General features: G+C 70.3%; 7 protein-coding genes and 2 pseudogenes. 5 read left to right on the top strand and 4 right to left on the bottom strand.

The window, feature by feature from the left end:
* Positions 1-319: 319 nt before the first annotated feature.
* Positions 320-1,759 carry an NADP-dependent phosphogluconate dehydrogenase gene (gnd, locus tag N8I87_RS35320; protein WP_263214867.1) on the top strand — a complete coding sequence of 480 codons (1,440 nt, stop codon included), beginning with the start codon at positions 320-322 and terminating at the stop codon, positions 1,757-1,759.
* A 439-nt stretch (positions 1,760-2,198) separates the two neighbouring features.
* On the opposite strand, the gene N8I87_RS35315 is transcribed toward gnd, so the two are convergent.
* The 4 genes and pseudogenes from N8I87_RS35315 to N8I87_RS35300 form a co-directional block, all read right to left on the bottom strand.
* The gene (locus N8I87_RS35315; RefSeq protein WP_263214865.1) at positions 2,199-2,849 is read right to left on the bottom strand and encodes an aspartate/glutamate racemase family protein; all 651 of its coding nucleotides are present in this window, start codon (positions 2,847-2,849) and stop codon (positions 2,199-2,201) included.
* A pseudogene (locus tag N8I87_RS35310) lies at positions 2,849-3,201 on the bottom strand (GNAT family N-acetyltransferase). The gene N8I87_RS35315 and the pseudogene N8I87_RS35310 overlap by 1 nt, the downstream one beginning before the upstream one ends.
* A gap of 42 nt (positions 3,202-3,243) precedes the next feature.
* Entirely contained in the window at positions 3,244-3,663 is a 420-nt protein-coding gene (gene panD / locus N8I87_RS35305) for an aspartate 1-decarboxylase (RefSeq protein WP_263214863.1), read from the bottom strand.
* A gap of 330 nt (positions 3,664-3,993) precedes the next feature.
* Positions 3,994-4,197 carry a hypothetical protein gene (locus N8I87_RS35300; RefSeq protein ID WP_263214861.1) on the bottom strand — a complete coding sequence of 68 codons (204 nt, stop codon included), beginning with the start codon at positions 4,195-4,197 and terminating at the stop codon, positions 3,994-3,996.
* Between the two features lie 360 nt (positions 4,198-4,557).
* Here N8I87_RS35300 and N8I87_RS35295 point away from each other — a divergent pair, with 360 nt between their 5' ends.
* From N8I87_RS35295 to N8I87_RS35280, 4 genes and pseudogenes are all read left to right on the top strand, one after another.
* Positions 4,558-7,338 carry a SpoIIE family protein phosphatase gene (locus tag N8I87_RS35295; protein WP_263214860.1) on the top strand — a complete coding sequence of 927 codons (2,781 nt, stop codon included), beginning with the start codon at positions 4,558-4,560 and terminating at the stop codon, positions 7,336-7,338.
* A gap of 299 nt (positions 7,339-7,637) precedes the next feature.
* On the top strand, positions 7,638-8,777 hold the full coding sequence (locus N8I87_RS35290) for an ABC transporter substrate-binding protein (protein ID WP_411577321.1): 1,140 nt from the start codon (positions 7,638-7,640) through the stop codon (positions 8,775-8,777).
* 221 nt (positions 8,778-8,998) lie between these two features.
* Positions 8,999-9,205 carry a hypothetical protein gene (locus tag N8I87_RS35285; protein ID WP_263214859.1) on the top strand — a complete coding sequence of 69 codons (207 nt, stop codon included), beginning with the start codon at positions 8,999-9,001 and terminating at the stop codon, positions 9,203-9,205.
* Positions 9,206-11,122: 1,917 nt separating this feature from the next.
* Positions 11,123-12,820 (top strand): annotated as a pseudogene (locus N8I87_RS35280) (SpoIIE family protein phosphatase); the annotation flags it as partial.
* Between the last annotated feature and the right edge of the window lie 100 nt (positions 12,821-12,920).

The following is a 12,920-nucleotide window of genomic DNA, read 5'->3' as shown; positions in this document are numbered from 1 at the left end:
CGTCAGGAGGGGCAAAAGTATGCGCTGCGAACAGGCCATGACAAGACGGCAATCGGGCCACCGGTCACCGCAAGTGGCCAGGAATCGGCCCTCGTTGGCCGGATCGGCCGAACCGGCTGAGGCGCTGGGCACCTTCCGTGCGTACTCAAGCCTGGCGGGTCGGATGTGCGGTCGCCGTACCGGCACGTCAGGATGGTCGCAGGGAAACGTCGCCGGGCAATGACAATGTCAGAGGACAGTCCTGACGAGCACGCCCGGCACCACCCTTGTTGTTTTGCAGGATCCAGCGGATCCACCGGATCTTTGAGGAGCAGGCGGTATGAGCACTTCAGCGCAGATCGGCGTCACGGGTCTCGCGGTCATGGGCCGCAACCTCGCGCGGAACTTCGCACGCAACGGCTACACGGTCGCCGTGCACAACCGTACGGTGTCGCGGACGAAGGCGCTGGTGGAGGAGTTCGGGAACGAGGGGGACTTCATCAAGGCCGAGACCGCCGAGGAGTTCGTGGCGGCCCTCGAGCGGCCGCGCCGCCTGGTCATCATGGTCAAGGCCGGCGGCCCGACGGACGCGGTGATCGAGGAGTTCGCCCCGCTGCTGGAGCCCGGTGACATGATCATCGACGGTGGCAACGCGCACTTCGCGGACACCCGCCGCCGTGAGAGGGCGCTGCGCGAGCAGGGCATCCACTTCGTGGGCATGGGCGTCTCCGGCGGTGAGGAGGGCGCGCTGCACGGGCCGAGCATCATGCCGGGCGGCCCGAAGGAGTCGTACGACTCGCTCGGCCCGATGCTGGAGAAGATCTCCGCGAAGGCGGCGGACGGCGCGCCCTGCGTCACGCACGTCGGCCCGGACGGCGCCGGTCACTTCGTGAAGATGGTGCACAACGGCATCGAGTACGCCGACATGCAGCTGATCGGTGAGGCCTACCAGCTGCTGCGCGATGTCGCCGGGTACTCCCCCGCGCAGATCGCGGACATCTTCCGGACCTGGAACACGGGCCGTCTGGACTCCTATCTGATCGAGATCACGGCGGAGGTCCTGTCGCACGTGGACGCGGCGACCGGCAAGCCCTTCGTCGACGTCGTGGTGGACCAGGCCGAGCAGAAGGGCACCGGCCGCTGGACCGTCCAGATCGCCCTCGACCTCGGCGTCCCGGTCTCCGGAATCGCGGAGGCGGTCTTCGCCCGCTCGCTGTCCGGTCACGCGGCGCTGCGCGAGGCCTCGCGGGGCCTTGCCGGGCCGAAGCCCACGGCACTGTCCGAGTCGGAAGCGGCGGCCTTCGCCGACCGGGTGGAGCAGGCGCTGTACGCCTCGAAGATCGTGTCGTACACCCAGGGCTTCCACGAGATCGCCGCGGGCAGCGACGAGTACGACTGGAACATCGACCTCGGCGCGGTCTCCTCGATCTGGCGCGGCGGCTGCATCATCCGCGCGGCCTTCCTGGACCGTATCCGCGCCGCCTACGACGCCCGGCCCGACCTGCCGAGCCTGCTCTCCGACGAGACGTTCGCGCAGGAGATCGCGGCCGCCCAGGACGACTGGCGCGAGGTCCTGATCGCCGCCACCCGCCAGGGCGTGGCGACCCCGGGCTTCGCCGCGGCCCTCGCCTACTACGACGGGCTGCGCGCCGAGCGCCTGCCCGCCGCCCTCACGCAGGGGCAGCGGGACTTCTTCGGTGCGCACACCTACCGGCGGGTGGACCGGGACGGCTCCTTCCACACGCTGTGGGGCGGGGACCGGTCGGAGGTGTCCGCGTAGGGACCGCCCGGCGCGGCCCTACGTCGTCCCGGCCCCGTGCCCCCTTCGGGGCGTGGGGCCGGGTGCGTTTCAGGGGCCGGGTGTGTTTCGGGTGAGCGGTGGGCCCGGTTCGGGGTTCGGGACCGGTTCGGGGCCCGGGGGGATCGGCGACGGGGACGGCTCCGGGGGCGGGGTCGGCCGGGGGCCGGGCGGGGGCTCCGGGGGCGGCGGCTGGGGAGCCGGCGGTGGTTCGGGGGCCGGGACCGGGTTGGGCGGCGGCTCCGGCTGCTGGGGGTCCGGGCCGGGGGTGGGCCCGGGCCCGACGGGTTCCGGATAGGGGGTTGTCATGGTGTCCTCCGGCCAGTCGCTCGACATCGCCTCTGGACTCATCCCCCACCTACCCGACGCCCGCTCCGCCACTCACCCGTGGGCGGCAACGCGGGGGCCCGGGTGGCCTTGCTCAGGAGTTCGAGCAGACCGCCGCGGCCCCCGCCGCCAGGCCCGGCCGGGGGCTCGACAGCACCGCGAGCGCGGTCGTCGTCAGCCGCTGGGCCGGGGCCGTCGAGGCCTGGGCCAGGACGATCACGTCGGCGCCGGTGACGGCGTCGGCGGCGGCCGCGACCCGGCGTACGTACCCCTCGTCGTCGCCGGCCTCGAAGCGGGCCCAGGCGTCCTCGACGAGCAGGGTGCGCACGGTGACGTCACGCCCCGCCCGGCGGGCCTCCTCCTCCACCAGGGCCGCGGTCGGGCCGAGCGTGCTCCGCAGAGCGGCCAGGACGACGACGCGGGAGCCCGCCGCCACGGCCGCGGCGGCCATCGGCCGGTCGACGCGCAGCACCGGCACCCCCGCCCCGGCGGCGGCCGCCTCCGCGACCGCGCCGATGGTCGAGCAGGTGCACAGCACGGCCCGTGCCCCGTCGGCGACGGCCCGCTGCACCAGGGCACCGACCTCCGGCGCCACCGCCTCCGGACCGTCCCGCCGGGCCCGCTCCAGCAGGCCTTCGTCGACGAAGTGCCGTAGTTCCAGGCCCTGGTGGTGCTCGTCGCGCAGGGCGTCGAAGACGGGGACGTGCACGGGTGAGGTGTGCAGAAGAGCGAGCGACGCGGGCATCAGAACCGGCCCGGATGCGCCACCAGCCACTCCTGCGCGGCCCGCCGCAGCCCGGGATCGGGCGTCGGGGCCACGTCGGGGTGGCGTTCGGCCCACTGGGCGACGTACGGGCACAGGGGAACCACGGTCACTCCCTCTCGCGCTCGCGCTCGGCGAGGGCGTACAGCTCGCGGGCCAGGGAGCCGGCGATGCCCTTCCCCTCGTGGGCCGGTTCCACGATCGTGTGGACGGGAACCAGGGCGCGCCCGGGAGACTCGAAGACGAAGTACTCGATCCGGCCGACCACTTCCCCGTCGCCGACGGCTTCCAGGCGGCCCGCCGCCCGGTCGTCCCGGATCCCGATGTCACTCATGGCCACGCACGCTCCTGGTCGTCCGTCCGCCGGTCCCGCCGGTCAGGCCGTGACGGCCTGCGGGCTGCGCTCCTGGTCCGAGCCCGGCACCGGCTCGGACGGGTCGGCCCCGAGGGCGACGATCCGGTTGCCCCGGTCGACGTGCACCACCCGCGGCTCCAGCGCCCGCGCCTCGGCGTCGGTCACCTGGGCGTAGCTGATGATGATCACCAGGTCACCGGGGTGGACGAGGTGGGCGGCCGCACCGTTGATCCCGATGACACCGCTGCCGCGCTCGCCCTCGATGACGTACGTCTCCAGCCGGGCGCCGTTGGTGATGTCGACGATGTGCACCAGCTCACCGGGCAGCAGATCGGCCGCGTCGAGCAGATCCGCGTCGATGGTCACCGATCCCACGTAGTGCAGGTCGGCCTGGGTGACGGTAGCCCGGTGGATCTTGGACTTGAACATGGTACGAAGCACGGAGTAACTCCCGGTTTGTCTGCTCCCTGCCTGCTTTTGCAGGTCAAGGGCGGCCTTCGGAGGCTACATCGTTTCGCATGTCCGGTCAGCAGTCACCACGTGTCTGAGGGCTCACACCGACCCGTTGCTGAACTTTCTGACGCCGCGTCCATCTCCGCGAGAACGCGCAGCGCTGGACCCAGCCGCCGACTCACCACGGCTTGGACCACAGTTGTCACGCGGTCGGTGGGCCACAGGAGGCCGTAATCAACAACAGGGGCGTGGTTCGTAGACCGGCACGCGCTGACACAAACAGCCGGGGCGAGACACCGCAGGCGGCCTGAGAGCACCTCAGCGGGTCAGGAGCATGTAGGTGTTCTCCAACTCGCCCTGGAGGATGTGAGCCTCTCCTGCCGCGGTCCGCAGTACGAGGGCGCACTCCGGGATCTCCGTGCGGTACGCCCATCCAGTCGGCAACTGCAGTCGATCCCCCAGCCCAGACAGCGCGTCCACGGTGAGGGTGTCGTCCACGATGTGCGAGTACGCCTGCATCACGTAGACACGGCCTTCGAGATCAAGCGGTCGGCGGGCGGATTTCCCCTGACAGCAGGTGGGTGCGCGCATCACTGTCGGTGCGCATCAGGGCCGACGTCGGCCGCCCCTCACGGTCCTCGGCACCGGCCCCGCCTGCCCGACCTCGCCGCGCTGTACCGAATGACATCACCAAGCGAGCTCGGACAAGACATCAGGGGTCGTGCCTGACTGCGGGAACCCGGGAGGGCTGATGCGCTCGTCGCCGTCCCTGCGTGGACCGGTCCGTCTCGGTCGCTTGGTGGTCGAGCACCCATAAACGATAGAAAGGTTTACATGAGGGAAGTTTCGGATCAATCCGGACGTGATGCGCCTGATGCGTCCATGAGGACTCATCGGCCCGGTCGGCCCCGTCAGGGGGGAGGGGCATGGCGGTCCGGCTCGCTGCTGAGCGTGCACAGCCTCGCCGGCCAGGTCTTCCTGCTCGAGCTGGCGATCGTGGTGCTGCTCGTCGCCGCCGCCCTGGTGGCCCTCGTGGTGCAGGCACGACGCGACGTCATGGCGGACGCCCGCCACCGGACGCTCACCGCGGCGCAGACGTTCGCGAACTCCGCGGGGATCGTGCCGGCGCTCAACAGCGCGAACCCGACCGCGGTGCTGGAACCGCGCGCGGAAGCGGCCCGGAAGGCCGCAGGCGTCGACGCCATCATCGTGTACGGACTGAACGGGATCACTCTCACCCACAGCGACCCCCGTCAGATCGGGAAACACACCATCGGGCCTTACGCGCAGGCGGCGACGGGCAAGCCCTTCACGAGTACCTTCCAGGGGTCCCTGGGGCTCTCCGTGATCTCGGCGGTCCCCGTCAGGGGCCCTGACGGCTCGGTCGTCGCCATCGTCGCCGTGCCCGTCACGGTCGAGAAGGTGCAGCACAGGCTGAACACACAGCTGCCGGTCCTCTTCGGCGGCGCCGTCATGGCCCTCGTCGTCGCCGCAGGCGGGTCGGGCCTGGTGAGCCGACGGTTGCGACGGCAGACCCACGGGCTGGGGCCGGCTGAGATGACCCGGATGTACGAGCACCACGACGCGGTGCTGCACGCGGTGCGGGAAGGAGTGCTGATCATCGGCGGGGACGGCCGGCTGCTGCTGGCCAACGACGAGGCACGACGGCTCCTGGACCTGCCGGCGGACGCGGAGCGGCGAGACATCACCGATCTGGGCCTGGACGAGGACCTCGCCGGGCTGCTGGCCTCCGACCGCCCCGCAACCGACGAGGTGCACCTGGCGGCCGACCGGCTGCTCGCGGTCAGCAAGCGGCTCACCGCACCTCACGGACCGGTCGGCAGCGTGGTGACGCTCCGGGACACCACCGAGCTGCGGGCCCTCTCCGGCCGGGCGGAGGTGGCGCGCGAACGGTTGAACTGGCTCTACGACGCCGGGCTGCGGATCGGCACCACGCTCGATGTGAAGCGCACGGCCGAGGAACTGGCCGAGGTGGCGGTGCCCCGGTTCGCCGACATCGTCACCGTCGAACTGCTGGACCCGGTCCTGCGCGGCGAGGAGTCCTCCGGTGCGACCGCCGGGATCACCGAGTTGCGCCGCAGCGCCGTCGCCGGTCTGGAGGAGGACCATCTCCTCCACCCCGTCGGCGAGCTGATCCGGTTCGTCCCGGGCCACCCCGTCTCCACGGCGATGGCCGACGGCAGGCCGGTCCTGGTCGGGGAACTGAGCGCCTCCGACGGCTGGCGGGACCAGCACCCCGAACGTGCCCGGCGGATCCTCGACCACGGCATCCACTCGATGCTCGTGGTTCCGTTGCGGGCCCGCGGCGTGGTGCTGGGAGCGGTGGACTTCTGGCGTGCGAAGGGCTCCCCGTCGTTCGAGGACGACGACGTGTCCTTCGCCGAGGAGCTGGCCGCCCGGGCGGCTGTGTGCATCGACAACGCCCGCCGCTACACCCGCGAACACGCCATGGCCGTCACCCTGCAGCACAGCCTGCTGCCACGCGGGCTGCCCGAGCAGTCCGCCCTCGACGTGGCCTACCGCTACCTGCCGGCCCGGAGCGGGGTGGGCGGGGACTGGTTCGACGTCATCCCGCTGTCCGGTACCCGGGTGGCACTGGTCGTGGGCGATGTCGTCGGCCACGGTCTGCACGCCGCGGCGACCATGGGCCGACTGCGCACCGCTGTGCGCAACTTCGCCGGCCTGGACATGCCCGTGGAGGAGCTGCTGGGCCGACTGGACGAGCTGGTGGCGCAGATCGACGCCGAGGAGGTCGCCGCGGAGGACGGACAGGGGATGATCACCGGGGCGACCTGCCAATACGCCGTCTATGACCCCACTTCCGGGCGACTGGCCGTCGCCACCGCCGGCCATCCGGGACCGGCGGTGGTCCGGCCCGACGGGACCGTCTACTTCCCTCAGCTGCCCGTCTCCCCGCCCCTGGGACTCGGAGCCGGCCTGCCAGTCGAGACCGCCGAGCTCACCGTGCCCGAGGGTTCCCGACTGGTGCTCTACACCGACGGACTGATCGAGGACCGCGTCCGAGACCCGGACGTCGGTCTGGAGGCTCTGCGCGATGCTCTGACAGGGCCGAGCCTCACGCCGGAGGCCACCTGCGCGGCGGTGATGGAGGCCATGCTGTCCGACCGGCCCAGGGATGACATCGCGCTGCTGGTGGCCCGCACGCACCGACTCGGACCGGAGCAGGTCGCCGAGTGGGACGTGCCCCGTGACCCGGCGGCGGTGGCCCCGGTGCGCACCGCCTGCGCCCGTCGGCTGACGGATTGGGGGCTGGAGCAGGTCGCCTTCACCGCCGAAGTCGTCCTCAGCGAGCTGATCACCAACGCCATCCGCTACGGCGCCGAGCCCATCGCCGTCCGGCTGCTGCGCACCGTGCCGATCAGCACCCCCGGCGCGGGCAGCCTGATCTTCGAGGTCTCCGACGGCAGCAGCACCTCGCCACGGCTGCGCCGGGCGAAAGTCACCGACGAAGGCGGCCGCGGGCTCTTCCTGGTGGCCCGGTTCTCCGAACGCTGGGGGACCCGCTACACGCCCACCGGCAAAGTCATCTGGGCCGAACAGTCCCTCCACGGCGGCGCCACGCCGGAGGCGGAAGGACTCGACGAGGTCCTGCTCGGCCAATGGGACGACACGGCGCTGTGAGGTGAGCGCGTGCGTTCCGTCCCTCCACCGTCGTGCACGCCCGCGCGCCCGCATGGGTGCGGCTGCGGCTCGGGGCGTACGGAGCCCTCGTCCAGCCGGGTAAAGATGCTGATCGCACGCTTCCGGTCGACATTCCGCCATCGAGGCGGCCGGGTACCCTGACCTCTATGACCACTTCGTCGGCGCAGTGGACCCGAGGAAGCCGGGAGGCACAGCCGAAGGACGGCCGATCCGGGCCCAGTAGTGCTGTCGGCAGCCGCTTGAGGTGACCACCTCACACCCCACGCCCGGGAGCAGTCGTGACCACACCGTGTGCCCGAGCAGCGGCGGTCTTCGGCTGCTTCGCTCTCGTGGCACTGGGCCTGAGCGCTTGCGAGAACACACCGCCCGCCACACCGGCGGAGCCGTCAGTGGCTACGTCCGCCGAGAACGTGGGCGGCATGCGCGCACTGATCTCCGCAGCGAAACAGGAGGGCACGCTCAGAGCGATCGCGCTGCCGCGTGACTGGGCCAACTACGGCGGCCTGATCGACGGCTTCGAGAAGAAGTACCGGATCAGGGTCACGGTCGAGGATCCGCTGGGCCACAGCGAGGACGAGATCGACGCCCTGAGGAAGAGCGGGAACCGACCGACAGCACCCGACGTGATCGACGTGGGCGATACGTTCGCGCGAAACGCCGCGGCGCGGAATCTGCTCGCGCCGTACAAAGTAGCCGCTTACGATGCGATTCCCGGCAATCAGAAGGACTCGAAGGCCCGCTGGTACAACAACTACGGGGGCTACATCTCCATCGGCTGCGACGCCAACCGGGTCAAGGTCTGCCCGGCAACGTTCGCCGATCTTCTGAAGCCCGATCACAAGGGCATGGTGGCGCTCGAAGGCGACCCGCCACGGTCGGCGACCGCCTTCGACAGCGTCTACGCGGCCGCGCTGGCGAACGGCGGGTCGTTCGACGACATCCAGCCCGGTCTCGACTTCTTCGCCGAACTCAAGAGGAACGGCAACTTCAACCCCCTCAACTCCAACTCGGCAACGGTCGAGGACGGCCGGACCCCCATCAGCATCAACTGGGACTACATCAACCTCCACTACACCGACCAACTCCGCGACAAAGGCGTGAACTGGCAGGTCGCGATCCCCTTCGACGGCAGCTTCGCCCAGTATCTCGCCCTGGCGATCAACAAGAACGCCCCGCACCCGGCGGCTGCCCGGCTGTGGCAGGAGTACCTCTTCAGCCCAGAGGGCCAGAACCTCCGGCTGCGCGCCTTTGCCCGCCCAGTACTCATGGACGCCATGGGGCGGGACGGCACCCTCGACAAGGCAGCCGCTGCACGACTGCCGACGGTCGAGGGAACACCGCAGTTCCCGACGGACGCGCAACTGGAGAAGGCGAGGGAGACGGTCAACCAGGGCTGGGCGAAGGCCGTCTCCGGCTAGCTGGGGCGGTCCCCGTCGCCCATCAGGTGTGCGGTGAACGGGCACCGACACGGACCGGGTGCGTTGGTGAAGTGGACGGTAGCGAGGTGGCGGGCGTCTCGGTGCCGTGTTGAACTGAGCAGAGGGCGCGTCACTACGGCGCCGATCGACGCCGCGGTATGACATCGGCCAAATTCGGGCGCACGTCGCAAAGCCTGACATCGAGGATGTGGAGGCGGCTCATGGCGGAGTCGCGAGACGACGAGCAGCTCTGTCTGCGCCTGACGGCCGTAGCGGCGGTGGGGTTCGTGCTGATCGTTCCACCGTTCTTGGCGCGGTTCGATCACATGGGCCAGGTCCTCGGCGTCCCCGTTCTCGCGGCTTACCTGTTTCTCGTCTGGGCGATCGTGATCGGTCTGGTCGCCGTGATCGGCGGCAGATCGAGGTAGGCCGTGCTCCAGACCTGGTTCGTCGTCGCTGTTTCGGCCGGGTACCTCGGCCTGCTCTTCGCTGTGGCCTTCTATGGTGACCGGCGGGCGGATTCCGGTCGGAGCATCATCAACAATGCCACGATCTACGCGCTGTCCTTCGGCGTGTACGCCACCTCGTGGACGTACTACGGCAGCGTGGGCTGGGCCGCCAGGGCTGGAGTCGGCTTCCTGCCGATCTACCTGGGGCCGACGCTCATGCTCGCGCTGGGCTGGCTGGTGCTGCGCAGAATCATCCGGATAAGCCACCGGCACCGGGTCACCTCGCTGGCCGACTTCGTCTCGGCCCGCTATGGCAAGAGCACCGCGCTGGGGTGTCTGGTGACGATCATCGCTGTGGTGGGGGTTGTTCCCTACATCTCGCTGCAGCTCAAGGCGGTCTCCATCACCTTTGCGATCATTCGGCGGCACCCCGAGGTCACCTCCGTCCCGAAGCTGAGCCATATCCCGTTGTTCCAGGACACCGGGTTGTACGCGGCGCTGGTGCTCGCCGCGTTCACCATCGTCTTCGGCACCCGTCATCTGGACGCCACCGAACGCCACGAGGGCATGGTCGCCGCCATCGCGTTCGAGTCCGTCGTCAAGCTCGTGGCGTTCCTCTCGGCCGGGATTTTTGTGACCTTCTGGATGTTCGGGGGGCTCCACGACCTGTTCTCCCGGGCCGCGGACGCCGGTCTCACCACCCTGTTCACGCTGCGCGAGCAGACCGGCTACGGCATGTGGGTCTGGCTCACGGTGCTGTCCATGCTGGCGATCGTGCTGCTGCCCCGGCAGTGGCAGATCAGCGTTGTCGAGAACGTCGACGAGAGGCACCTCAAACGGGCGATGTGGCTGTTCCCGCTGTACCTACTCGCGATCAGCATCTTCGTACTTCCGATCGCGGCCGGCGGGCTTCTGCGGTTCGGAAAGGGCGTCGACGCCGACACTTATGTGCTGACCCTGCCGATGGCCGGAGGCCAGCAGGCACTCGCACTGCTCGTCTTCATCGGCGGCCTCAGCGCGGCCACCAGCATGGTCATCGTCGAGACGACCGCACTCAGCACCATGGTGTCCAACTCACTCGTGATGCCGCTGCTGCTGCGCAGCAAGTCCCGGCTCGCGCACCGGGACAACCTCGCCGGGCTGGTGCTGGGCATTCGCCGGGCGACCATCGTGCTGGTCCTGCTGCTCGGGTACGCGTACTTTCGGGTTGCGGGCGAGCAGACGGCGTTGGTGTCGATCGGCCTGGTGTCGTTCGCGGCTGTGGCACAGTTCGCGCCCGCCATCCTGGGCGGCCTGTTCTGGAAGGGCGGTACCCGCCGGGGCGTGCTGGCCGGCCTGGTGGCGGGGTTCGCCGTGTGGGCGTACACCCTGGTGCTGCCGACCTTCGCCGATGCCGGGTTGCTGTCTCCTTCCTTCTTGCGGGAGGGCCCGCTCGGCATTGGGCTGCTCCGGCCGCAGCAGCTGTTCGGCATGTCGGGGATGGACCCGATCAGCCATGCGATGTTCTGGAGTGCACTGCTGAACTTCGGCGCGTATGTCGCGGTCTCCCTCGTGGACCGACCGGACGCCGCCGAGCGGGCACAGGCGGAACAGTTCGTCGAAATCCTCGAAGAGCCTGTCAGGGAGCGGCGCTGGCAGGTCCGTGCCACGGTCGGCGAACTGCAGACCCTGCTGGAGCGCTTCCTCGGGCGGGAGGGCGCCCAGCGGGCGTTGCGCTCCTACTCTGGAAGGAGGCCCGACTCGCTGGCAGCCGAAGCGCCGCCGGAGCTCGTCCATCACGCGGAAGCCCAGCTCGCCGGTTCGGTGGGTACCGCGTCCGCGCGGCTTGCGGTCGCCGCGGTGGCCGGAGAGGAGGAGGTCGGCACCGATGAAGTGATGGAGATGATCGGCGAGGCCTCGCAGAGGGTCGAGCTGGTCCGGTGGCGGCTGAAGTTGCTCTACGACGCGACCGGCGGCATCGGCACCACCCTCGATGTGACCCGTACAGCCGAAGAGCTGACGCAGGTCGCGGTTCCGCGCTTCGCCGACTACGTCACCGTCGACCTGGCCGAGTCCGTGCTGAGCGACGAGGAACCGGCGATGAACGGCATGGGCACCGGCAGTAAGCGGATGCGGCGCGCGGCCGTCAGCGGTATCCGCGACGACGCTCCCTTCTTCACCGTCGGCGACCTGATCGCCTACGGGCCGTCCTCGCCTCAGGCCCACAGCGCCGAGAGCGGGCAGGCGGTCCTGGTGCCTCGTCTGCGCGATGCCACGCGATGGCAGGAGGTGGACCCCGCGCGGGGCTCCCGCATCATCGACTACGGGATCCATTCGCTCATCACGGCACCGCTGTCCGCCCGTGGCGTGCTGCTGGGCGTCGTCCACTTCTGGCGCTCGGAGAAGCCCGAGCCCTTCGATCAGGACGATCTCTCCCTAGCGGCCGAACTGGCCACCCGAGCCGCCGTGTCCCTCGACAACGCACGCCGCTACACCCGCGAGCACGGCTTGGCCGTGGCACTGCAGCGGAGACTGCTGCCCCGCGCGCTGCCCGAACAGAACGCCGTCGAGGTCGCTTCCCGTTACCTCCCCGCGCAGGCGGTCGGCGGCGACTGGTTCGACGTCATCCCGCTGCCGGGCGCCAGGGTGGCGCTGGTCATGGGCGACATCGTCGGGCACGGACTGCATGCCGCGGCCACCATGGGGCAGCTGCGCACCGCCGTGCACAACTTCTCCACCCCCCTGGACCTGCCGCCCGACGAACTCCTCAGCCATCTCGACGAGTTGGTCACCCTCATCGACCAGGACGCGATCGCGGCCGGCGACCGGACCACCGTCACCGGCGCCACCTGCCTGTACGCGGTCTACGACTCCGTGTCCGGCAGCTGTGCCATCGCCAGCGCCGGCCACCTGGCGCCCGCGCTCATACAGCCCGACGGGACGGTGGAGTTCCTGGACGTGCCGTCCTGCCTTCCCCTCGGCATCGGCGGACTGCCCTTCGAGTGCGCCGAGTTGCGTCTGGCCGAGGGCAGCAGGCTCGTCCTGTTCACCGACGGCCTCGTCGAGCGCCGCGACCTGGACGTCGACACCGGGCTCCGGCTGCTGCGCGAGACGCTGGCGTGCGCGGACCGGTCGCCCGAGGAGACCTGCGACGCCGTGCTCGACGCCCTGCTCCCGGAGCTCCAGAGCGACGACATCGCGCTGCTCGTCGCCCGTACGCGGGTGCTGGGGCCCGGGCACGTCGCCGAGTGGGACGTGGAGTGCGACCCTGCCGCCGTTCGCCGCGTACGCGCGGCTGTCTCCGCCCGGCTCATGGAGTGGGAGCTGGAGGACCTCGTGGACACCACGGAGCTGATCTGCAGCGAACTGATCACCAACGCCATGCGCCACGCCACAGGACCGATCAAGGCGCGGTTGATTCGCGACCGCGCGCTCATCTGCGAGGTCTGGGACCACAGCAGCACCTCGCCGCATCTGCGCTACGCGGCCAGCACGGACGAGGGCGGACGGGGCCTCTTCCTCGTGGCCCGGTTCGCCAAGCGCTGGGGCACGCGCTACACCAAGGACGGCAAGGTCATCTGGGCGGAGCAGGCGACACCGACGTTCGGCGGCTGACCGGCGCGGCCCGCGGACCCGGCCGTGCGGTCCTCCACCGAGGGCAGGCCGTCGGCGGCCATGTCCGGGGTGCCGGCCGGGCCCGAGCCGGTCGCTGCTG

This window comes from Streptomyces sp. HUAS 15-9 (assembly GCF_025642155.1).
Lineage (GTDB): Bacteria > Actinomycetota > Actinomycetes > Streptomycetales > Streptomycetaceae > Streptomyces.
This window is presented reverse-complemented; position numbering and strand designations above follow the sequence as displayed.